Annotated in this window: 19 protein-coding genes; 7 read left to right on the top strand and 12 right to left on the bottom strand. The window is 60.9% G+C overall.

What is annotated here, in order from left to right; all coding sequences use genetic code 11:
* The coding region (locus CGA22_RS25970) for a CstA-like transporter-associated (seleno)protein (RefSeq protein ID WP_188258655.1) at positions 1-107 on the top strand (107 nt) is incomplete at its 5' end.
* A gap of 287 nt (positions 108-394) precedes the next feature.
* The gene (gene yjiA / locus CGA22_RS25965) at positions 395-1,363 is read left to right on the top strand and encodes a GTPase (RefSeq protein WP_041022768.1); all 969 of its coding nucleotides are present in this window, start codon (positions 395-397) and stop codon (positions 1,361-1,363) included.
* On the opposite strand, the gene CGA22_RS25960 is transcribed toward yjiA, so the two are convergent.
* The 6 genes from CGA22_RS25960 to CGA22_RS25935 all read right to left on the bottom strand — a co-directional run bounded on the left by CGA22_RS25960 (position 1,355) and on the right by CGA22_RS25935 (position 10,498).
* A complete protein-coding gene (locus CGA22_RS25960; protein WP_052435128.1) occupies positions 1,355-2,068 on the bottom strand; it encodes a GntR family transcriptional regulator in 714 nt (237 codons plus the stop codon). The two genes, yjiA and CGA22_RS25960, sit on opposite strands and share 9 nt — an antisense overlap.
* A gap of 22 nt (positions 2,069-2,090) precedes the next feature.
* On the bottom strand, positions 2,091-2,792 hold the full coding sequence (locus CGA22_RS25955) for a FadR/GntR family transcriptional regulator (protein ID WP_041022767.1): 702 nt from the start codon (positions 2,790-2,792) through the stop codon (positions 2,091-2,093).
* A gap of 60 nt (positions 2,793-2,852) precedes the next feature.
* Positions 2,853-4,166, bottom strand: coding sequence for a C4-dicarboxylate transporter DctA (locus tag CGA22_RS25950; protein ID WP_041022766.1), 1,314 nt, complete (start codon positions 4,164-4,166; stop codon positions 2,853-2,855).
* A gap of 294 nt (positions 4,167-4,460) precedes the next feature.
* Complete coding sequence (locus CGA22_RS25945; RefSeq protein WP_041022765.1) at positions 4,461-4,985, bottom strand: hypothetical protein; 525 nt, start codon at positions 4,983-4,985, stop codon at positions 4,461-4,463.
* Positions 4,986-5,183: 198 nt separating this feature from the next.
* A complete protein-coding gene (gene glyA / locus CGA22_RS25940) occupies positions 5,184-6,437 on the bottom strand; it encodes a serine hydroxymethyltransferase (protein ID WP_024780756.1) in 1,254 nt (417 codons plus the stop codon).
* A gap of 212 nt (positions 6,438-6,649) precedes the next feature.
* Complete coding sequence (locus CGA22_RS25935) at positions 6,650-10,498, bottom strand: bifunctional diguanylate cyclase/phosphodiesterase (RefSeq protein ID WP_041022770.1); 3,849 nt, start codon at positions 10,496-10,498, stop codon at positions 6,650-6,652.
* 272 nt (positions 10,499-10,770) lie between these two features.
* Here CGA22_RS25935 and ettA point away from each other — a divergent pair, with 272 nt between their 5' ends.
* Positions 10,771-12,435: an energy-dependent translational throttle protein EttA gene (gene ettA, locus CGA22_RS25930; RefSeq protein ID WP_041022763.1), complete on the top strand. Its 1,665-nt coding sequence runs from the start codon at positions 10,771-10,773 to the stop codon at positions 12,433-12,435.
* Between the two features lie 174 nt (positions 12,436-12,609).
* On the opposite strand, the gene CGA22_RS25925 is transcribed toward ettA, so the two are convergent.
* From CGA22_RS25925 to CGA22_RS25910, 4 genes are all read right to left on the bottom strand, one after another.
* The gene (locus CGA22_RS25925) at positions 12,610-13,101 is read right to left on the bottom strand and encodes a GreA/GreB family elongation factor (RefSeq protein ID WP_041022762.1); all 492 of its coding nucleotides are present in this window, start codon (positions 13,099-13,101) and stop codon (positions 12,610-12,612) included.
* A 70-nt stretch (positions 13,102-13,171) separates the two neighbouring features.
* A complete protein-coding gene (locus CGA22_RS25920) occupies positions 13,172-13,528 on the bottom strand; it encodes a hypothetical protein (RefSeq protein WP_041022761.1) in 357 nt (118 codons plus the stop codon).
* 117 nt (positions 13,529-13,645) lie between these two features.
* Positions 13,646-15,499, bottom strand: a complete 1,854-nt coding sequence (locus CGA22_RS25915) for a DUF4105 domain-containing protein (RefSeq protein WP_041022760.1) — start codon at positions 15,497-15,499, stop codon at positions 13,646-13,648.
* Positions 15,500-15,587: 88 nt separating this feature from the next.
* Positions 15,588-16,076, bottom strand: a complete 489-nt coding sequence (locus CGA22_RS25910; protein ID WP_041022759.1) for a DUF3015 domain-containing protein — start codon at positions 16,074-16,076, stop codon at positions 15,588-15,590.
* A 294-nt stretch (positions 16,077-16,370) separates the two neighbouring features.
* Between CGA22_RS25910 and CGA22_RS25905 the strand changes: the two genes are divergently transcribed.
* From CGA22_RS25905 to CGA22_RS25890, 4 genes are all read left to right on the top strand, one after another.
* Positions 16,371-18,809 carry a Lon protease family protein gene (locus tag CGA22_RS25905; protein WP_041022758.1) on the top strand — a complete coding sequence of 813 codons (2,439 nt, stop codon included), beginning with the start codon at positions 16,371-16,373 and terminating at the stop codon, positions 18,807-18,809.
* A 307-nt stretch (positions 18,810-19,116) separates the two neighbouring features.
* Entirely contained in the window at positions 19,117-19,458 is a 342-nt protein-coding gene (locus tag CGA22_RS25900) for a hypothetical protein (RefSeq protein WP_041022769.1), read from the top strand.
* A gap of 123 nt (positions 19,459-19,581) precedes the next feature.
* Positions 19,582-20,070, top strand: coding sequence for a TIGR00645 family protein (locus tag CGA22_RS25895; protein WP_003185611.1), 489 nt, complete (start codon positions 19,582-19,584; stop codon positions 20,068-20,070).
* Between the two features lie 187 nt (positions 20,071-20,257).
* Complete coding sequence (locus tag CGA22_RS25890) at positions 20,258-20,875, top strand: FKBP-type peptidyl-prolyl cis-trans isomerase (RefSeq protein ID WP_041022757.1); 618 nt, start codon at positions 20,258-20,260, stop codon at positions 20,873-20,875.
* 117 nt (positions 20,876-20,992) lie between these two features.
* Here CGA22_RS25890 and CGA22_RS25885 read toward each other — a convergent pair whose 3' ends face one another.
* Positions 20,993-21,250 carry a hypothetical protein gene (locus tag CGA22_RS25885; protein ID WP_188258748.1) on the bottom strand — a complete coding sequence of 86 codons (258 nt, stop codon included), beginning with the start codon at positions 21,248-21,250 and terminating at the stop codon, positions 20,993-20,995.
* Positions 21,251-21,453: 203 nt separating this feature from the next.
* Complete coding sequence (locus CGA22_RS25880) at positions 21,454-21,795, bottom strand: zinc ribbon domain-containing protein YjdM (protein ID WP_041024786.1); 342 nt, start codon at positions 21,793-21,795, stop codon at positions 21,454-21,456.
* Between the last annotated feature and the right edge of the window lie 78 nt (positions 21,796-21,873).

Raw genomic sequence — 21,873 nt, 5'->3', positions numbered from 1 at the left:
ACATGCAAACCAAGCACCCGGACAAACCGGTGATGGACTACGAGGCGTTCTTCCGCGAACGCCAGGAGGCCCGTTACGGTGGCAAGGGTGGGCCGAAGTGCTGTTGACCCGGCAGCCCTGAGGTAAATCCCCTGTGGGAGCAAGCTTGTGGGAGCAAGGCTTGCCCGCGATAGCATCGCCTCGGTATTGCTGTAGACCGAGGCGCCTGCATCGCGGGCAAGCCTCGCTCCCACAGTTGTTTTTGGGCAACCTCAGGTTCTGTGTCCACCACCGATTCCCTATGGAAGCGAGTCTGCTCGCGATGGCGTACTATCAGCCGACCTCATAGTGACTGACCCACTGCTATCGCGAGCAAGCTCGCTCTCCCAAAAAATCCGCATCAAGGAGATTCTGTTTGTCCTCTCCCATTCCTGTGACGATCCTCAGCGGCTTCCTCGGTGCTGGCAAGACCACGTTGCTGCGCCATCTGCTCAAGGCCGAGCACGGCCTGAAGATAGCCGTGATCGAGAATGAATTCAGTGACGCGGGCATCGACACTCAGCTGCTGGGTGACGAGCCGGTGCAGGTCATGACCCTGGCCAACGGCTGCGTGTGCTGCACCATTCACACCGATCTGACCAAGGCCCTGTATCTGCTGCTCGAACGGCTGGACAGCGGTGACATCGCCTTCGACCGCCTGGTGATCGAGTGCACCGGCCTGGCCGATCCGGCCCCGGTGGCGCAGACCTTTTTCATCGATGAGGAGTTGCGCGAGCGCTACATTCTCGACGGCATCCTGACCTTGGTGGACGCCGCTCACGCCGAGGTCCACCTGACCCAAGCCATCGCCCAGGCCCAGGTCGGATTTGCCGATCGCCTTCTGGTGAGCAAGACCGACCTGGTGGACGCGGCCCATGTCGAGGCACTTGGTGAGCGCTTGACCCGCATCAACCGGCGGGCGCCCATCCGGATCGTGGAGCATGGCAAGATCGATCTGGCCGAACTGCTCGACATCCGCGGCTTCAACCTCAATGCGGACCTGGGCGCGGGGTTCAGCCTGCGCCCAGTCGCCAAGGCCGCTATGGGCGATCGCATCAGCAGTCTGGTATTGCGTACCGATAAGCCGCTGGATATCGACAAGCTCAGCGAGTTCATGAACCAGTTGCTGGAAGACCACGGCAAACAGTTGCTGCGCTACAAGGGTGTGCTGAACATCGCCGGTGAACCCCGGCGATTGGTGTTCCAGGGTGTTCTCAAGTTGTACGGCTTCGATTGGGACACTGAATGGGCCCCCGATGAGGCCCGGGAAAGCGTGATTGTGTTCATCGCCGACGAGCTGCCCGAGGAGAAGATCCGCGCGGGATTCGAGGCCGCTTTATTTTGACGCCGCCGTGCCTGCGGCCATCAGCAGCTTTTGCTCAAGATGGTCCAGGTGCTCATCCATCAGGCGCACCGCTTCCTCTCTGTTGCCGTTTTCCACGGCGTCCACGATCGCCAGATGCTCCTGCCAGGCACAATGCCGGCGAGACTTGATCTCGTGCCGGGCCAGGGCCAGCGAGGTCAAGGGCACCAGGCTGCCAAGAAACCGCGCCAACGGTGCGTTGCCGGCCATGGAGGCGAGGTGCAGGTGAAACTCGCCGGAAAGGCGTATCGCCGGGCCACGCTCACCGCGCTCCAGGCACTGCTGCTCCTGCGCCACCAGGTCGCGCAGATGCTCCAGGTCCCTGGGTTTTGGAGCCTTGCAGGCCAGGTGCACCAATGTCTGTTCGGTCAGCCGGCGGGCATGAAGGATCTGTCGGGTCTGCTCCAGGTCCGGTGCCGCGACTTGCGGCCGATGGTTGGGACGCAGGATCACCACTTGTTGGTGAGACAGGCGCGCCAATACACGACGAATGATGCTGCGGCTGACGCCGAACACATCCCCGAGGCCTTCCTCGGTGAAACGGCTGGCGGGCGCAATGCGCTGCTCGAGGATGGCGTCGAAGATCCGCGGGTAGATATCGTCCACCGACGGCTTGCCGATAGCGCCGGGCAGTGGCAGGGCCGCAAGTACATTGCGTTGATGCTGATGGGACATGGCGTTGTTCATGGCGGTCTCCGCAAGACGAGGCTCAGGTACCGAGGTTGTCGTCCGGAATATTCAATTCGATGCCCATGCGCTGGCCCTCCCTGAGGATATGCCGGCGCATTTCCGCACTGGCCTGGGCGCTGTTCTTGCCACGAATGGCGCGTACCACGGCTTCGTTCTCTTCCAGTCGTTCGGCCAGATGCTCGGGCGAATTGCGCAACACATCGGCACTTTGCTTGAGGGCATTGCTGGTCTGCTGCACCACACTGTGGAAGATCGGGTTGGACGTCAGGGCAAACAGCTCCTCGTGGAACGCGATGTAGGCGCTGGCGCAGGCATCGTTATCATTGGCTTCCAGGGCTTCGCGCATGTCCATGAGGGTCAGGCGCAACTGTCCGACTTCCTTGCTGCTGATGGACTGGGCTACCAGCCCGACGATGAAGGGTTCCAGGGTGTAGCGCAGTTGCAGCACGTCTTCCAGGCTCGCACCGGCTATCGCGCTGCCTTCGTGGATATCGCTGGCGTTGGTCTCCAGCACCACCACGCCTTTGCCGGGCATCGAGCGCACAAGCCCGAGGGTTTCCAGCACGATGACCGCTTCGCGCAGGCTTGGCCGGCTGATGCCCAGCTGTTCGGCCAGCTCCCGCTGGCCCGGCAGCATGTCGCCCGAGCGCCATTGGCCCCGGGCCAGGGCCGCGCGTAGTTTCTCCACCACGGAATTGACGACGGTTGATGAACTGATCACACGATGCTCCTTCAAAAATCAATCAGGCAATGCCGGCTCGGGAGCCGGCATTGCGGTCTTTCAGAATTGCTGCTGATGGGCGTTGCCCACCGGTTTTCTCGGTTGAAAGGTATAGCCCTGTTGGCCGGACAGTACCTTGCGCGCACGCGGGACATCGATGTCTTTTTCCCAACGGGCGATGGCAACCGTTGCCACGCAGTTGCCGATCAGGTTAGTCAGGGCGCGACCTATGCCCATGAACCAGTCGACCGCCAGCACCAGCACCAGGCCGACCACCGGAATCGCCGGGATCGCCGTCAGCGTGGCGGCGAGGATCACCAATGCCGAGCCGGGAATCCCATGGGCACCCTTGGACGTGATCAGTGACACCAGCAGGATGGTCAGCAGGTCAGTCATGGCCAGGGGCGTACCGGTGGCGTTGGCGATGAAGACGATGGCCAGGGTCAGGTAGATCGAGAAACCGTCCAGATTGAACGAGTAACCGGTCGGGATGACCAGCCCCACGGTGGAACTGCCGATCCCGAGGTGCTCGAGCTTGCGCATGACCTGCGGCAGCACGGCGTCGGAGGAGGCAGTGCCGAGCACGATGAGCAGCTCTTCGCGCAGGTATTTGAGGAACGGCAACATCGGCAGGCCCGACGATCGCATCACCAGGCCCAGCACCAGGGCGACGAAGGCGATGCAGGTCAGGTAGAACAGACCGACGAGGCTGCCCAGGTGTTGCAGCGAGTCCAGCCCATACTTGCTGGTGGTGAAGGCAATGGCGCCAAAGACGCCAATGGGGGCCAGGCGCACGACCATGCCCATGATGCGGAAGATCACGTGGCTGAGTTCGTTGATCAACCGGGAGATGCCGGAGGCTGCGTCCCCCACCAGGTTCAGCGCACTGCCGAACAGGACCGAGAACAACAGCACCTGCAGGATGTTGTTATCCGCGAAGGCCCCGAGCACCGAAGTGGGGATCAGGTTCATCAGGAACTGCGTGGTGGTTACCAGGTGCTGGCCGCGTTGGGCGATGTCACCCACGTCTGCGCTGGAGTACTGTTCCAGGTGAATGTTCGCGCCACTGCCGATGCCGGTGCTGAAGGCCAGCACCAGGCCAATCACCAGGGCGATGGTGGTCAGCACTTCAAAGTAGATGACTGACTTGAGGCCGATGCGTCCGACCTTCTTGAGGTCGCCTGCGCCGGAAATACCACTGACCACCACGCAGAACACGATCAGGCCGATGAGCATTTTGATCAGCTTGATAAAGCCGTCGCCGAGGGGTTTGAGCTGTGCGGAATATTCGGGAAGGGTCAGTCCGCAGACGATGCCGAGCACCAATCCGAGGACAACTTGAAGGAAGATCGAACGCGAGCACCATCTGAGCATGGGAGGGATTCCTGGTTCGGTGTCCTTGTTCGCCGGCATAGGGGCAGGCGTTGGGACTTCATTATTGTGGTCTTACCGGTTTGTCCAGTGCAGGCGCAGTCTAGGCGCTGTTTTTGGGAATTCGCAAGGTGATTTTTTGATATTTGGCTTTACCGGTCTTACCAGTTGGGATAAAGCCTTGTTCTTGAGCCTTTCTAGTCCCAAAAAAATAGCAGCGCGCCTGTGGCGAAGGGAAAGCCCCCACCACAGCGGCGCGCAGATCCAAGCTGGTTGAAGATGCTCGAGCATTCCTGCTCAGAGGATGCTGAATAGAAAGGTCAACTTTGAGCGTTCATTCGTTTCTGCCAGATAAACAAAAGGCGAACCCCGGGTCCGTAAGCCACCTACATACTTATTGTTTTTCGTTCTGAGCGACAGCGGGGCGTGTTTGGCCGTTATGTTCTCCAGCGTAATCGCTCTGTTCTTGTGATCAATTAACGTGAAGATGGAGGGGGTACCCGTTTTTTGCGCGCCTAATACTTCAAGCCAGCTTTTGCCGATGAAGTTATCGTAGTGTTCGCCTTGGTTTTTTATCGACAGGATGTAGCCATCGGCCGTGTGACGAAAGTGCAACTTCAGTGGCTGCGGCAGACCTTCTTTGGCTTTGGTCTGCATGCCCAGCAAGCTGGAGTGATCATAGGTGTGCGCCTTGCCGCTGAAAAAGCCGCCGCTGAACGCGGTAATGCTCGCCAGTGCCGGTTTTCCATGCAGCACTCCAAGCAAATTAACGCTCTTGTCAGGCAGGCTGATCGCAGCGGTAAAAGAGAGTTTACTGTCCATGTAGAGATTGCATCCTTTGTTGGCCGTTATTGATTGTCGTGAATGATGAAATCGATGTTAGGGGGTTCCCGGTTTTTTGTGTGGAGGGGTGTGTTTCAAAGATTGAAGTATGTACTGGCCGGATCTTGTATTTTGATGCGCAAATAAAAAGGCCCACATCTTTCGATGTGGGCCTTTCGCTATAACTGAACGGGCTGATTAAGCGCCGTACACCGGCAGCTTCTTGCAGATTGCCTTGACCTTCTCACGAACGGCGTCGATGACCGCTTCGTTGTTCAGGTCAGCCAGGATGTCGCAGATCCAGCCGGCCAGTTCCTTGCACTCGGCTTCCTTGAAGCCACGAGTGGTCACGGCCGGGGTGCCGAAGCGCAGGCCGGAGGTAACGAACGGGGAGCGTGGGTCATTCGGCACCGAGTTCTTGTTCACGGTGATGAATGCCTTGCCCAGCGCTGCGTCGGCGTCTTTGCCGGAGATGTCCTGCTTGATCAGCGACAGCAGGAACAGGTGGTTCTCGGTACCGCCGGACACCACGTCGAAGCCACGTTCGATGAACACGCCGGCCATGGCCTTGGCGTTTTTCACCACCTGCTGCTGGTAAGCCTTGAACTCAGGTTGCAGGGCTTCCTTGAAGCAGATCGCCTTGGCGGCGATGACGTGTTCCAGCGGGCCACCCTGGGCGCCCGGGAACACGGCAGAGTTCAGCTTCTTCTCGATGTCGGCGTTGGCACGGGCCAGGATCAGGCCGCCACGTGGACCGCGCAGGGTCTTGTGGGTGGTGGTGGTGACCACATCGGCGAATGGCACCGGGTTCGGGTAGACGCCAGCGGCGACCAGGCCGGCGACGTGGGCCATGTCCACGAACAGGTAGGCACCGACCTTGTCGGCGATGGCGCGGAAGCGTGGGAAATCGAGGACCTGGGAGTAGGCGGAGAAACCGGCCACGATCATTTTCGGCTTGTGCTCGAGGGCCAGGCGCTCGACTTCGTCGTAGTCGATCAGGCCATTGCCGTCGATGCCGTACTGGATGGCGTTGTACAGCTTGCCGGAGGACGAAACGCTGGCACCGTGGGTCAGGTGACCGCCGTGGGCCAGGCTCATGCCCAGGATGGTATCGCCAGCCGACAGCAGCGCCAGGTAGACGGCGGCGTTGGCCTGGGAACCGGCGTGGGGCTGAACGTTGGCGTAATCGGCGCCGAACAGTTCCTTGGCGCGGTCGATGGCCAGTTGCTCGACCACGTCGACGTATTCGCAACCGCCGTAGTAGCGCTTGCCCGGGTAGCCTTCGGCGTACTTGTTGGTCAGTACCGAGCCTTGAGCTTCCATCACCGCTGGGCTGGTGTAGTTTTCCGAAGCGATCAGCTCAATGTGCTCTTCCTGGCGCTGAGCTTCTTGCTCCATGGCGGCAAAGAGATCGGCGTCGTACTTGGCAATAGTCAAATCACGGCTGAACATGGCGGTCCTCAAGGATCGGGGGCAGAAAAGGGAGGCATTCTACCCCAACCGGTTTTGGAAGGGATATGAAAGGACGTCATGTGGTGGACGAATGGGATTCACCCAGAACCCGGCGGCCTCATCGCGAGCAGGCTCGCTCCCCCATTTGCAAAGCGTTTCCCCTGTGGGAGCGAGCCTGCTCGCGATGAGGCCCGCCCAGGCGCTATAAAGCCTCAGTCGAGCATGAACAGCGCATCATTGCTGAACTGCGCTTCGAACCGGTGGGCCGGCATCGGGCGACCGAACAGGTAGCCCTGGACTTCGTCGCAGCCGTGTTCGCGCAGGAAGTCGAGTTGTTCGTGAGTCTCGACGCCTTCGGCGATCACGGCCAGGTTGAGGCTGTGGGCCATGGCGATGATCGCCCGGGCGATCTGCGCGTCCTGTTCGCCGGACGGCAGGCCGTCGACGAAGGTGCGGTCGATCTTCAGCACATCGATGGGGAATTGCTTGAGGTAGTTGAGCGACGAATAGCCGGTGCCGAAGTCATCCACGGCGATGCTCAGGCCCAGGTTCTTCAACCCGGCCAGGATCTGCATCGCCTCGCTGACTTCGCGCATCAGGATACTTTCCGTCAACTCCAGCTCCAGGCAGGCCGGTGACAGGCCGGTGCTGCGCAGGGTATTGGCGATTCGCGTACCCAATTGGCCATCGGAGAACTGCCGGGCCGAAATGTTGACCGAGACTTTCGGCACCCGGACCTTGGCCTGGTGCCAGGTCTTGAGCTGCCGACAGGCTTCGTCGATGACCCAGTCGCCGACGTCCACCACCAGGCCCAGTTCTTCGAGCACCGGGATGAAGTCCCCCGGCGGCACCAGCCCACGTCGCGGATGACGCCAGCGCAGCAGGGCCTCGGCACCGGTCAAACGTTTGCCATCGCCACTGAATTGCGGCTGGTAATACAGCACGAACTCGTTCTGTTCGAGGGCGTGGCGCAGGTCGCTTTCCAGTTCCAGTCGCTCCAGGGCGCTGGCGTTCATGTCGGCCTGATAGAACTGGAAGTTGTTCTTGCCGCGCTCCTTGGCGTGATACATCGCCGTGTCGGCGTTTTTCATCAGTTGGCTCAGTTCGTTGCCATCCTGGGGACTCAAGGCGATGCCGATACTGGCGGTGACGAAGAACTCCCGGCCTTCGAGCACGAATGGCCGGACCAGGCTGGCGAGGATCTGCTCCGCCACGTTGATGGCCCGGTTCAGCGCCGTTTCCCGGCTGGAACGCGGCTCCAGCAGCAGGGTGAACTCGTCGCCGCCCATGCGCGCCACGGTGTCGTCGTCGGTGACGCAGCCGAGCAGCCGTGTGGCCATGTCCTTGAGCATCCGGTCGCCGGCGGCATGGCCCAGGGAGTCGTTGATCGGTTTGAACCGGTCCAGGTCGAGGAACATCAGCACGACCCAGTTCTTCTGCCGCTCGGCCGATTGCAGCGCGGTGTGCAGGCGATCCTGGAACAGCGTGCGGTTGGGCAGGTGGGTGAGGGCGTCGTAATAGGCCAGGCGATGGATGCGCTGCTCGCTGGCCTTGCGCTCGCTGATGTCGCTGAAAAAGCACACGTAGCTGGCCAGGTCGCCTTCATCGTCCAGCACCGCCGTGATGCCGACCCAGGCCGGGTAATGCTCGCCGTTACGCCGTTTGAGCCAGACCTCGCCTTCCCAGGTGCTGTGCTGTTGCAGTTGCTTGAGCACGTAGCGCAGGTGGGCTTCCTGCTGCTCGTCCACGGTCAGCATGTTCGGCAACTGGTCCAGCACCTGGGACACCGCGTAGCCACTGACCCGGCTGAAGGCTTCGTTGGCCTGGACAATGTAACCGGCCGGGTCGGTGATCAGAATCGCCGAGGTCGAATGCTCGAATACCGTGGCGGCCATGCGCAGGTCTTTTTCAGCACGCCGTTGCTGGCTGATGTCGCGGCCGACACCCAGCACGCCTTCGAACCCGCCGGCATCATCCCAGACCAGTACCAACCGCAGTTCGATGGGGATCTTGCGTCCGTCGGCACGCAGGCAGTCGAACAGGAACAATTGGGTTTGCATCTGGTTGCGCAGCTCGGCCAACTGCCCGGGTTTGTCGAGGGCCTTGCTGACCCGGTCCATCAGGGTATAGATCCCGGTCAACTGCTGCGGATTGGCGATGGTCGACTGCCAGCCGTTCTGGAAGATCCAGTCGGCGTTGTAGCCCAGTACCGCTTGCACCGACGGGCTGACGTAGTTGAGCGAAAGCTTGCTGTCGGTGGAGAAAATCACGTCGCTGATGCTCTCGGCGAGCATCCGGTAGCGCTGTTCACTGTCGCGCAGCGACTCGCTGGCCTCGATCTGTTCGGTGACATCCTTGGCCACACCGATGATCCGCGTCACCTGGTCGTGCCGGTCCCGGGCCAGGGCCTGCTCGCGGATGTCGAAGCGTCGCCATTTGCCGTCGCGATGGCGGAAGCGCAGTTGGCATTGCAACAGGTGCGCATACCCGCCCCGTCGTTGTTCCTGGCGCAGCGTGTGATAGTGGTCGGCGTCGTCGCTGTGCAGCAGGATTTCCCAGAAGTATTCACCCATCTGGTGCAGTTCGGTGCGGTCGTACCCCAGGGTCTGGCCCAGGTGGTGGTTGCTGAAGATCATCCGCTGGCTGATGACGTCCTGCACGTAGAGATGATCTGGCACGGTGCGGACCACGTCGGACCAGAAACCTTCGCGCTCGAGCAGCGAGAGCTCGATCAGCTTGCGGCTGGTGATGTCGTTGATGCTCAGGATAACGGCGTTGTAGTCGTTCTGTTTTTCCGGCAGGCGCAGTACCAGCCAGAGATGCTGGTCACGGCCGTGGGCATCCTGGAGCTTGATTTCCAGTTCCAGCTGCTTGTGCTGGTCAAGCAGGGTTTCGAGCAGTTGCGGGCCCACCGGATTGTTGTCCTGCGGCCCCTTGCCTACCAGCAACTGCCAGGCCTGTTCGCAAGAGTTGACGTTGAGCAGTTGCAACGCCATCTGGTTGACTTCGGTGATGCGCACTTCCTGTTGCAGTTGCTCGAGCTGGTGCGGGACTTTTATCCACGCCCGCAATTGATCGCCATTGTGCAGGCCGGCCCGGGCAAAGAATGATTTGAGGCTGGAAAGGTCGAGTACGCACAGGGCCACGCCGGTGCCTTCGAAAATGTCCTGATAGCGCCGACGACCTTCATGCAGCTGCCGCTGGCGTCGACGCATGTTCAGCAGTGCGATCACCGGCAGCATCGAAAACGCCAGGCCCAGCAGGCACTTGCCGATGAACGCCGGCAGCAGTTGCTCGAGCACTTGGCGCCGGTCGAACAGCCCCCGCAGTTGCCAGTCGCTGCTGCTCAGGGGCACGGTCAGCACGGTGTTATCCAGATCGTCCGACGACAGGTGCGAGGGGCTGATCGACGGCAGGCTTTCGTCACGGCTGACGATTTGCTGGTTGAGGCGGTTCTCCACCACCCACAGTGGGCGCAACCCGGTATCGACCTGTTTGATCAGCGTGGAGAAGAAATTCGGGGTCAAGCGCAAGGCCCAGTAGCCGCGGGTACTGCCGCTGGCCTGATGCAACAACAGATGCACCACGGAGCCGTCGTCGGCGTTACTGAAGTAATGCGCCTGGTTGTGACTGCGGTGCACCAGCTCGCTGAGGTAGCCGGCGTCGTGGCTGTCGGGGTCGGTGTCGCTGAGCACCATGCCGGACGGACTCAGCAATGCCAGGCTGCGTAGCTGGGGCAGCGATTGCTGAAGTTTGTGCAACAGGACCTGCTGTTCGTCGGCTGTCTGCGGTTGTTCGACGATCGGTAGCAGGTTGAGGGCGATTTGCGCGTTCAGGGCCATGTTCAGGCTGACTTGCGCGGCCAGGTCGGCGGTGTAGTCGATGGTGTACTGGCGCTGTTGCTGCTGGGTGACGCGCAGTTGATCGAGCAATTGCCAGAAGAGCAATCCGAGCAACAGCAGCACGAGCGTGGCCAGCGCGCCCTTCAATGTCCCGCGCAGGGGCGAGCCGGGCACGGTATCCGGTGCGCGTGGGGACAGGGTCGGCGTGACGTTGGACAAGCTGTAATCCTGCGGTTTGCTGGACTGGCGCGACACGCACTATAAGCCGGACGCCCGAAGGGCGGCTAGCATGCCTTGAGTTGTGGCAAAGTGCCAGTCCCTGGTGGCTGGACCTTGACGGACGGTTGAGGTAGCTTTGCCGGTCAAACAAGAGCGTTCCAGCTCCAGATCCCCAGGCTTTAGCTGCCCCGCAGGCATTGATGACCGTCAACTGCCGGCGCTGTGCATGGCCTGGTTCGTTCTTTTCACCTGTCACAGACGCTAGGTTCACCATGGCTCAATACGTCTTCACCATGCATCGGCTGAGCAAAGTTGTTCCGCCGAAGCGGGAAATCCTGAAAAACATTTCGCTCTCATTCTTCCCCGGCGCCAAGATCGGCGTGCTGGGCCTCAACGGTTCGGGTAAGTCCACGCTGCTGAAGATCATGGCTGGCGTCGATACCGAATTCGACGGCGAAGCCCGTCCAATGCCAGACCTGAACATCGGCTACCTGCCCCAGGAGCCTCAACTGGATCCGACCAAGACCGTGCGTGAAGTGGTCGAGGAAGCGGTCAGCGTGATCAAGGACGCCCAGGCGCGCCTGGACGAGGTCTATGCCGCCTACGCTGACCCGGATGCCGACTTCGACAAGCTGGCCGCCGAACAGGCCAAGCTCGAAGCGATCCTGCAGGCCAGCGATGGCCATAACCTGGAGCGCCAGTTGGAAGTCGCTGCCGATGCCCTGCGCCTGCCGGCCTGGGAAGCGAAGGTCGAACACCTGTCCGGCGGTGAAAAACGCCGTGTTGCCCTGTGCCGCCTGTTGTTGTCCGCCCCGGACATGTTGCTGCTCGACGAACCGACCAACCACCTGGACGCCGATTCCGTCGCCTGGCTCGAACATTTCCTGCACGATTTCCCGGGCACCGTCGTGGCGATTACCCACGACCGTTACTTCCTGGACAACGTCGCCGGCTGGATCCTGGAACTCGACCGCGGCGCGGGCATTCCGTACGAGGGCAACTATTCGGGCTGGCTGGAAGCCAAGTCCGATCGTCTGGCCCAGGAATCCAAGCAGCAGTCGGCTCATGAAAAGGCCATGAAGGAAGAACTGGAATGGGTACGCAAAGGCGCCAAGGCCCGCCAGTCCAAATCCAAGGCCCGTCTGCAACGCTTCGAGGAAATGCAGTCCCAGGAATTCCAGAAGCGCAGCGAAACCAACGAGATCTACATCCCGGCCGGTCCGCGCCTGGGTGACAAGGTCATCGAATTCAAGAACGTCACCAAGGGCTATGGCGACCGCGTGCTGATCGACAACCTGTCGTTCTCCATGCCTAAAGGTGCCATTGTCGGTGTGATCGGTGGTAACGGCGCGGGTAAATCCACGTTGTTCCGTATGCTGATGGGCAAGGAAACACCGGATTCGGGCACCATCGAAGTCGGCGAAACCGTGCAGCTGGCATGCGTCGACCAGAGCCGCGAAGACCTGGACGGCAGCAAGACGGTGTTCCAGCAGATCTCCGACGGTTCCGACCAGATCCGCATCGGCAACTACGAGATCCCGTCGCGCACCTACGTGGGCCGCTTCAACTTCAAGGGCGGCGACCAGCAGAAGTTCGTCAAGGACCTGTCCGGTGGTGAGCGCGGTCGCCTGCACCTGGCGCTGACCTTGAAGGAGGGTGGCAACGTCCTGCTGCTCGACGAACCGTCCAACGACCTCGACGTCGAAACCCTGCGTTCCCTGGAAGAAGCCCTGCTGGACTTCCCGGGCGCCGCCATTGTGATCTCCCACGATCGGTGGTTCCTCGACCGCGTGGCGACCCACATCCTGGCGTACGAAGACGATTCCCAAGCGGTGTTCTTCGAAGGCAACTACACCGAGTACGAAGCCGATCGCAAGAAGCGCCTCGGCGAAGCCGCTGCCCAGCCGCATCGGGTACGGCACAAGAAACTGGCCTGATTCCATCTGCCGGTAAGCCACAAAACCTGTGGGAGCGAGCCCTGCTCGCGATAGCGTCGGATCAATCAACATTCATGTTGCCTGACTCACCGCCATCGCGAGCAGGGCTCGCTCCCACAGTGGTTTCCTGACAGGGCAACCATTGTGTGCTGGCTGGCGATAAGACCAGCAGAATCACCCCGGTTCTATCGCCACCACCTCAATCGCCATATCCCCCACTGGCCGTTTCCAGACCACCTCATCCCCTACCTTGCTTCCCAGTAACGCCCGCCCCAGCGGCGAGCCCCAATTGATCAGCCCACTGGCCGCATCAGCCTGGTCTTCACCTACCAACTGCACGCGCTGCTCATGGTCATGCTCATCGACAAAGGTCACCCAATGTCCGATCCGCACCTGATCCGTTGAGGTTGGCGTAACGACCTGTGCGCTTTGCAGGCGCTGGTTGAAATAGCGCAGGTCCCGTTCCAGGTCCGCGAGACGCTGTTTGTCCGCCAGGTCTTTGCGGGCAGCCTGCTGGCTGTGCAGCGCTTGCAATTCGGCGACCCGGGTCTGCAACTGGGCGAACCCGGCGGGCGTGACGTAGTTGGGTTGCGCGCTGACCTGGCGTTCGACCGGTTGATCGGCCTGGGCCGCGGCGCTGTCTTCGTTGACGAAGGCACGACTCATGGTGTTCTCCTCTATTGGAGTTTGGGCCATGGTCGCAGGCTTTTGGTTTCGACGGATGTCTATACGCGACTCACTGCGAACGATAGGCCCGAGCGGCGTCGCGATCCTTTTCCTGCTGCCAGGCCCGTTCGCGCTCATCCCAATGACGGTCGCGGTAGGCGTCCCGGTCTTCACTTTCCCGCATGGCCTGGCATTGCCGGAAGCCGTCGCTCCAGCCTTCGGCGTAGCGCGGATCCTTGAGATAGCGCGGCACGTCTTTCCTGAACTGGCCGGTGATTGCGCCAGCGGCTTGCCGGCCACTGCTGCAGCCGTCATCGAAGCCGTCGGCGAACGCCGGCGGATAACCTCGGGCAATCAGGTCCTCATGGGTGGTCTCACAGCCGCCAAGCAACATCAATACTGCCAGTACCGCTACCGCGCGCCTCATTTCCTGCCTTCCTGCCGCATGCCCATATACAGGAAGTCTAGAAGCGGATTCGTCAGGCGGGTGTGAAACGGCTGTGATTAATCTGTTCTCCGTGTTGCAGGTGGGGGCCTTGCCTGATCAATAGTGATACCACTTCACCTCAAGCATCACCTCGTTCTCCGGCGAGGCCAGGTGGCTGAACTGCCGCTGGGCACTCAGGCGCAGGCCGAGGTTGCGGGACAGTTCCCACTGTTGGTTCAGGCTCAGGCTACGACGCACCTCACCGTTGACGAAATAGTCGCCCTTGGCTTCCAGGCTCAGATTGCCCAGCGGGTTTTTCCACAATACGCCACTGTTGAACCCGGTGGCCGGGGCGATGAATTGGGCGAAGTCGTTGTTGTGTTCCACTCGCACCGTGCCCAGGGCAAACCCCAATACGTCCTCACCCAGCGCCCAGGTGCCGCCCGCACCGCCATTGACGTGGCTGACCAGGGTTTCATCGTCGTGCTTGCCAGGCACCCGTTCCAGGCCCCCGGTGACCTGCCAGGACAGCGGTTGCAGCAACTCATTGCGTGGCGTCAGGGAGCGGATGGTCGCCAGGTCCAGTCGCTGCACCTGCCAGTCGTTACCTTCGTACTGGCGCAGCTTCAATTGCAGGATTTCAATCTGCGCCCCCAACGGGAAGCTTTCGCCATTGTCATTGAGGTCGTGATAAGCCATGCGCAAGCCGTATTCGCCGAACGCCCGGTCACCTCGGGTGCCGAGGCCGGCCTGCCAGGTGCGCGATTCATGGCCGTCTTCGGGCAGCCCCGGTTGGGGAATATCGAGTTCCGGCGCGGGGTTCTGGTTGATCGCCCGCAACAGTTCGAAACTGCGCTGGGCGCGTTGCGGGTCGCGCTCCTGGCCGTTGGCGCGGTAACGCTCCAGGCGATAGGCCGCGTCAACGATCAATGCCTGACGTTCGCGGGGCAACGCCTTGAATTCGGGGGCTTGCAATTGCTTTTGGTCGGCGCTGACCTTCAATACCCATTGCTGTTCGTCAGCGCTGAGCGGCTCGGCGCGGCTGAGCAGTTCTCGCTCGCGGGACGGCCGATATTCGACGCTCTCCACCAGCCCGGCTTCCTTCACGGCCTTGACGGTGTCGGTGGGGATCGCTGTCAACGGGAATTGTTCGGTCAGGCGCAGGCTGGGACGGGCCACTTGCAGCAATTCGAGCAGGCGGTAGGAGCAGTTTTCATCGAAGAAGAAATAATCGAACTGGATCTGCTTGAGTTCCCAGACGTGCTCGACCATGCGCTCGGTTTCCTCCGGGCTCAGGTTGAGGCGGTACTCCCACAGGTCGCGGTTCTCCAGGCTACGGTATTCGGACAGTTTTTCCTGATAGGGCACCAGGGCGAACAGGCCGGGATAGCCGCCCATCAAGCCCTTCCAGGCGTAGATGATGCTGTTGTCCGAACCTTCGATGTAGGCACCGAAATTGATCGCGTAGCTCAGCAGGGCGGTCTTGTCCCGTTGCACGTCGGCCTGGTCGATGCGCAACAGGGTATGGCCGAACATCGACGACGGGCTGTTCAGGTAAGCGGCCGGAAAAATCATCACCGCGCTGTGAGGGGAGACGTCCTTGAACCATTGGGTGAATTCGCTGCAGTCGACCACTGGCAGATCGGTCAGGTTGAGCTGTGCCTTGAGCCAGCGCGTGCGCGCCGGGTACGCGCACTGGGCATGTTGCTGGCCGGCGCTGGCCGGGCCGTAAAGGGCCTGCAGCGTGGCGGTCAGTTCATGGTCGGGATGTTCGTTGCCGTCGGGTGCGAGGAAGAATTTCCTGTCGCTGACGTAGCTGCGCCAGCCACCGAGCTTGGCGGTTTCGTAGTGGCCCAGGGAAATCCAGAAGCGGTCATTGGCCAATTGCTGCAAACGTTGAGGGTCGACATGAGGTGCGGCGGACAATGGGGCGCACACACAGAGCGCCAGCCAGGCAAGGCGTTTGAGCATAGTCGGCTACTTGGAAAGTCGAAAAATAAAGACCGGATGGGCCCAAAAAAGAAAACCCGCCCCCCGAGGGGAGCGAGTGAGGTCGAGCTTAAGCTTGAGTGGCGTACTTGGCCAGACGAGGATCGTTTTTCAGCACGGCCAGGGTATTGGTATGCACATCTTCTGCGGTCACATCAGCCTTGCTGAAGATCTGCTGGAAGTGCTCGTGGGTGACAGCGGAGAAGTGGGCGCGATCTTCCGGCGCCACACCCAGTACCACGGCATAGGTGGTCAGCGCTTCGCCCTGCCCCTTGGCCATGTCTTCGGACAGCTCGTTCATCATGCCATTCATGGACAGCCAGGACTTGCCACCGTAGGTCAGTGCCGCGTTGGTCGAGCAACCGTTGGTGCCGGAGGTCATGCCGAAGGTGGCGTTACCGGAGGTGCCGTTGGTGGTGGAGGCGAGGAAGTGAGCCGGGGTGCCACGCTGACCTTCGAACAGCATGTTGCCCCACCCGCAATCCGGGCCGCCCGGCGCCTGAGCCATGGCGTTGAGGGATACAGCGGTGAAGAGAGTACCGAGAAGAATCCGTTTCATAGCTATGTTCTCTTTATGTGCATACCAATGGACAGGGTCTGGCGCCTTCGTGGCCTCAACCACTCGTGCCAGTGGGCCGGTTATTGTTCCAGCCGCGCAGTTTGGAGTTTAGGCACGATCCGAGGGTTCCGTGACATTTTGCAAAAACTATCCTGCAAGTCATGAGGTTGCGGGCCTCGACTTCGGCTCGGGCCTGGCCGGTTGACTATGCTTTGACCTGAGGCGCTCCTTGCCAGTCAGGTACGGGCGGCGCCAGAATGCCGTTATCTGCCCCGCCTGATGTAAGGAAGCCCGATGCCTGATCCTGTTGCTGCCAGCTTGCGTCTAGCGCCCGAAGCGCTGACCCGTCCGTTTTCCGCTGAACAGTTCAGCTTCTCTACCACCAATGATCTGGAGCCCTTCCGCGGTGTGCTTGGCCAGGAGCGTGCGGTCGAAGCATTGCAGTTCGGCGTGGCCATGCCGCGCCCCGGTTACAACGTATTTGTCATGGGCGAGCCCGGCACCGGCCGGTTTTCATTCGTAAAACGCTATCTCAAGGCCGAAGGCAAGCGCCTGCAGACCCCGGCCGACTGGGTCTACGTCAACAATTTCGATGAGCCTCGCGAACCCCGGGCCCTGGAGCTGCCATCGGGCACCGCCGGTGCGTTCATCAGCGACATCAACGGCCTGATCGACAACCTGCTGTCGACCTTTCCGGCGGTCTTCGAGCACCCGTCCTACCAGCAGAAAAAAAGCGCCATCGACCGGGCATTCAACCAGCGCTACGACCGCGCCCTGGATGTCATCGAGCGCCTGGCCCTGGAGAAGGATGTCGCGCTGTACCGTGACAGCAGCAATATCGCATTCACCCCGATGAGCGACGGCAAGGCCCTGGATGAAGCGGAATTCGCCCAGTTGCCGGAGTCCGAGCGCGAGCGTTTCCATGAAGACATTTCCGGCCTGGAAGAGCGCCTGAACGAAGAGCTGGCCAGCTTGCCGCAATGGAAGCGTGAATCCAGCAACCAGCTGCGCCAGCTCAACGAAGAAACCATCACCCTGGCCCTGCAACCGCTGTTGGCGCCGCTGTCGGAAAAATACGCGGAGAACGCGGCGGTCTGCGGTTACCTGCAGGCGATGCAGGTCAACCTGCTCCGGACGGTGGTCGAGCAACTGGTGGACGACAGCAAGACCGACGCCATCGCCCGCAAAATGCTGGAGGAGCAATATGCGCCGAGCCTGGTAGTAGGGCATCCGGCGAGCGGCGGCGCACCGGTGGTGTTCGAGCCGCACCCGACCTACGACAACCTGTTCGGGCGTATCGAATACAGCACCGACCAGGGCGCGCTCTACACCACGTATCGGCAACTGCGCCCCGGTGCCTTGCATCGGGCCAACGGTGGCTTCCTGATCCTCGAAGCGGAAAAAATGCTCGGCGAGCCGTTCGTGTGGGACGCGCTCAAGCGTGCCCTGCAATCGCGCAAACTGAAAATGGAGTCACCCCTGGGCGAGCTGGGCCGGTTGGCCACGGTGACCCTCACGCCGCAGCACATCCCGTTGCAGGTCAAGGTCGTGATCATTGGTGCCCGCCAGCTCTACTACGCCTTGCAGGACCTGGACTCGGACTTCCAGGAAATGTTTCGCGTGCTGGTGGACTTCGACGAAGACATCCCGATGGGCGACGAGAGCCTCGAGCAGTTCGCCCAGTTGCTCAAGACCCGCACCTCGGAAGAAGGCATGGCACCGCTGACCGCCGATGCGGTGGCGCGCCTGGCCACCTACAGTGCGCGCCTGGCCGAACACCAGGGACGCTTGTCGGCCCGTATCGGCGACTTGTTCCAACTGGTCAGCGAGGCGGATTTCATCCGTCAACTGGCCGGTGACGAAATGACCGACGCCGGCCATATCGAGCGCGCCCTCAAGGCCAAGGCCACCCGTACCGGGCGGGTTTCGGCGCGGATCCTCGATGACATGCTGGCGGGAATCATCCTGATCGATACCGACGGCGCGGCCGTGGGCAAATGCAACGGGTTGACGGTGCTGGAGGTGGGCGACTCGGCGTTCGGTGTGCCGGCGCGGATCTCCGCCACGGTGTACCCGGGCGGCAGCGGTATCGTCGACATCGAGCGGGAGGTCAACCTCGGCCAGCCGATCCACTCCAAGGGCGTGATGATCCTGACCGGTTACCTGGGCAGCCGCTATGCCCAGGAATTCCCGTTGGCGATCTCCGCCAGCATCGCCCTGGAGCAGTCCTACGGTTATGTCGACGGCGACAGCGCCTCCCTGGGCGAGGCTTGCACGCTTATTTCGGCGTTGTCGAAGACACCGCTGAAGCAGTGCTTCGCCATCACCGGTTCGATCAACCAATTCGGTGAAGTGCAGGCGGTGGGCGGGGTCAACGAGAAGATCGAAGGCTTCTTCCGTCTCTGTGAAGCCCGTGGGCTGACCGGCGAGCAGGGGGCGATCATTCCCCAGGCCAATGTCGCCACCCTGATGCTCGATGAGAAGGTGCTGGCCGCCGTCCGGGCGGGGCAGTTCCACGTCTATGCCGTGCGCCAGGCCGACGAGGCCCTGAGCCTGCTGGTGGGTGAACCCGCCGGCGAGCCGGATGAGAACGGCGAGTTCCCGGAGGGCAGCGTCAACGCCCGCGTGGTGGAGCGGCTGAGGGTGATCGCGGAGATGATCAGCGAGGACGACATCAAGGAAGCGGAAAAGGAACTGGCGCAAGAAGCCTTGGCGGAGACCAAGCCGGCGTGAGAGAGATGATGAACTGAATGTGGGAGCGAGCCTGCTCGCGAAAGCGGTGGATCAGCATTATTGATGTGACTGACTTAACGCATTCGCGAGCAAGCCCGCTCCCACAATAGGTTTTGCGGTCATTTATTGTGAAAAATGCCACGCTCTTGGCGTCAATATTCACACTATGACCATTCGGCGTATTCTGGTCTCGCTTGGCTTGCAAGCGGAACTTTTCTTCTATCCTCAGTTCAAGGATAACGAGAGTCATCATCGGATCGAAACAGCCTCCCCGGGGCTGAATACCGTATCACTGAGGGGCGCCGCCATGTCGCGCAACCTTTGCCTCACCCGTCAATGCCTGGGTCTTGTCACTCGTATCGAATGCGCCATCCGTCCGTTGGCGGGAGATACCGGCATGTGGACCCTGCTTTTTGCCGCCGGAATGGCCGGCGAACAACCTTCCGCACTCAAGGCTCAGGGCCCGTTTCCCGGTCCGAACGCCGCCGAATCCATCCTCGACACTATCGTCCAGGCGTTGACCTTGCATGGTTATGAACTGGCCGACGACCCGCAGATCTGGTGCCTGCACATGCAGGCCCAGCTACGTGAGATCAATGGCGGTCGTTGCCGCAGTACCGGCGGCTTCGAGTTCCGTCCACCCCATTGAGGAGTGGATTCCGGCATCCGCAACCTGACACCGGAGACAGCGGCCAGGGACGGCCCTGGCGTTTGTGGGGCTCGTCGTGGCTGATATACTCGCCGCCATTTTCTGTCCCCGGTGTGAGATTCAATGGAACGCTTTATCGAAAATGCAATGTACGCCTCCCGTTGGCTGCTGGCGCCGATCTACTTCGGGTTGTCCTTGGGCCTGCTGGCCCTGGCGTTGAAATTCTTCCAAGAAGTCTTTCACGTCATCCCCAACGTGTTTTCCATGGCCGAGTCCGACCTGATCCTGGTGCTGTTGTCATTGATCGACATGGCACTGGTGGGTGGCCTGCTGGTGATGGTGATGATTTCCGGCTACGAGAACTTCGTCTCGCAACTGGACATCGATTCCGACAAGGAAAAGCTCAACTGGCTGGGCACCATGGACTCTTCATCGCTGAAGATGAAAGTCGCCGCCTCCATCGTGGCCATTTCCTCCATTCACCTGCTGCGCATTTTCATGGACGCCAAGAACGTCGATCCCGAACACCTGAAGTGGTACGTGATCATCCACATGACCTTCGTGGTGTCGGCATTCGCCATGGGCTACCTGGACAAGCTGACCAAGCACTAGTGGCGCAGCGCCTGTCTGTCGAGAGGCAGGCGGGCGTTGTCGTTTCCGGCGAGGCACTTTGACGTGAGCGCTCGTCATCCGTCATGGCATCTGTGCTAGTCTGCTCGCCCTTTTGGTTCCGGGCGCTCCGGGAGGCGCTGTGTCACGCACGGCCATTCCCGAGCCGTCCGCACAGCGGAGCAGCAGCATGTCCGAAGTTAACCTGTCCACCGACGAAACCCGCGTCAGCTACGGCATCGGCCGTCAACTGGGCGACCAGTTGCGCGACAACCCGCCACCGGGCGTCAGCCTGGACGCGATCCTGGCCGGCCTGACCGACGCTTTCGCCGGCAAGCCAAGCCGTGTGGGCCAGGAAGAAATGTCCGCCAGCTTCAAGGTCATCCGCGAAATCATGCAAGCCGAAGCCGCCGCCAAAGCCGAAGCCGCTGCGGGCGAAGGTCGTGCGTTCCTGGCTGAAAATGCCAAGCGCGACGGCATCACCACCCTGGCTTCGGGCCTGCAATTTGAAGTGCTGACCCAGGGTGAAGGCGCCAAGCCGACCCGTGAGGACCAGGTGCGTACCCACTACCACGGCACCCTGATCGACGGCACCGTGTTCGACAGCTCCTACGATCGTGGCCAGCCAGCCGAATTCCCGGTGGGCGGCGTGATTCCGGGCTGGACCGAAGCGCTGCAACTGATGAATACCGGCAGCAAATGGCGCCTGTACGTGCCGAGCGAACTGGCTTACGGCGCCCAGGGCGTTGGCAGCATCCCGCCGCACAGCGTTCTGGTGTTCGACGTCGAGCTGCTGGACGTTCTGTAAGGCAGTAACAGGCCTTTGTGGGAGCGAGCTTGCTCGCGATGGCGGTAGGTCAGTCGAGAGTAATGTGACTGACACGCCGTCATCGCGAGCAGGCTCGCTCCCACAGGGCTTGTGTGCTCATCCGTGAAACCTGCCATTAAAATCACCCGTCGGGCGCAACGCCCGGGCGTAGCAGAACAGGAACAGGTTTCGCACCAGCTCCTTGAGCACCAGCGGTTCGCTGGAGTTCAGGCTGTTGATGTCCAGGTCTCCCTGATCCTGTAATTCGCTCAAGGCTTCTTCTTCAAGCACCGCGCAGACTTCCCCGGTTTCCCGATGCAGGATCCTGAGGTAGGGATGTGGGCGGTCCAGCCAGGCATCGATCAAATAAGTCATGGTTCTCATCTCCTTGATGGGTTTGATGAGAATAATTCTTATTATCGAAATAGCAAGGTTCTATTTGTATTCCGGTTTGTTTTCTGACGATGGGTTGTCGCAGCTCAAGACGACTGGTAGTTGGCTGGCATGCGCAAGGCCGGGCTGAAGCGGGGAGGGCGAGGCACCATCCCACGCGAGGCGCGGGATGGGATGCAGAAGGCTCAGACTTTTCTGACAAACTCGGATTTGAGTTTCATCGGGCCGATGCCATCGATCTTGCAGTCGATGTCATGATCGCCGTCGCACAGGCGGATGTTCTTGACCTTGGTGCCCACCTTGACCACCAGCGACGTGCCCTTGACCTTGAGGTCCTTGATCACGGTAATGGTGTCGCCGTCCTGCAGGACGTTGCCGACCGAGTCTTTCTTCACGGTGTCAGCGGATGCCGCTTCGACTTCGCCGCTGGCAGACCATTCGTGGGCGCACTCAGGGCAGACCAGTTGGGTACCGTCTTCGTAAGTGTATTCGGAATTGCATTTCGGGCAGGGTGGCAACGTGCTCACTAAGGTTCCTTGGGTATCAGGAGGGCAAAAGGGCGCACATTATATAGGGTTTTTTGCAAGGCGGGTGGTGCTGCGAAG

Origin of the sequence: Pseudomonas sp. PSB18 (genome assembly GCF_014596565.1) — a bacterium.
In the GTDB taxonomy this organism is placed as follows: domain Bacteria; phylum Pseudomonadota; class Gammaproteobacteria; order Pseudomonadales; family Pseudomonadaceae; genus Aquipseudomonas.
Note: the sequence above shows the minus strand (reverse complement) of the source record. Positions and strands in the feature narration are given on the sequence as shown.

Bases quoted from the DNA above. Each gene is read 5' to 3' on its own strand.
- CGA22_RS25945 (WP_041022765.1), bottom strand. From the start codon at position 4,985: ATGGACAGTAAACTCTCTTTTACCGCTGCGATCAGCCTGCCTGACAAG.
- CGA22_RS25910 (WP_041022759.1), bottom strand. From the start codon at position 16,076: ATGAAACGGATTCTTCTCGGTACTCTCTTCACCGCTGTATCCCTCAAC.
- CGA22_RS25960 (WP_052435128.1), bottom strand. From the start codon at position 2,068: ATGAACAACGCCATGTCCCATCAGCATCAACGCAATGTACTTGCGGCC.
- CGA22_RS25925 (WP_041022762.1), bottom strand. From the start codon at position 13,101: ATGAGTCGTGCCTTCGTCAACGAAGACAGCGCCGCGGCCCAGGCCGAT.
- CGA22_RS25890 (WP_041022757.1), top strand. From the start codon at position 20,258: ATGTCCGAAGTTAACCTGTCCACCGACGAAACCCGCGTCAGCTACGGC.
- CGA22_RS25900 (WP_041022769.1), top strand. From the start codon at position 19,117: ATGTCGCGCAACCTTTGCCTCACCCGTCAATGCCTGGGTCTTGTCACT.
- CGA22_RS25950 (WP_041022766.1), bottom strand. From the start codon at position 4,166: ATGCTCAGATGGTGCTCGCGTTCGATCTTCCTTCAAGTTGTCCTCGGA.
- CGA22_RS25920 (WP_041022761.1), bottom strand. From the start codon at position 13,528: ATGAGGCGCGCGGTAGCGGTACTGGCAGTATTGATGTTGCTTGGCGGC.
- ettA (WP_041022763.1), top strand. From the start codon at position 10,771: ATGGCTCAATACGTCTTCACCATGCATCGGCTGAGCAAAGTTGTTCCG.
- CGA22_RS25905 (WP_041022758.1), top strand. From the start codon at position 16,371: ATGCCTGATCCTGTTGCTGCCAGCTTGCGTCTAGCGCCCGAAGCGCTG.
- CGA22_RS25885 (WP_188258748.1), bottom strand. From the start codon at position 21,250: ATGACTTATTTGATCGATGCCTGGCTGGACCGCCCACATCCCTACCTC.
- CGA22_RS25895 (WP_003185611.1), top strand. From the start codon at position 19,582: ATGGAACGCTTTATCGAAAATGCAATGTACGCCTCCCGTTGGCTGCTG.
- CGA22_RS25915 (WP_041022760.1), bottom strand. From the start codon at position 15,499: ATGCTCAAACGCCTTGCCTGGCTGGCGCTCTGTGTGTGCGCCCCATTG.
- glyA (WP_024780756.1), bottom strand. From the start codon at position 6,437: ATGTTCAGCCGTGATTTGACTATTGCCAAGTACGACGCCGATCTCTTT.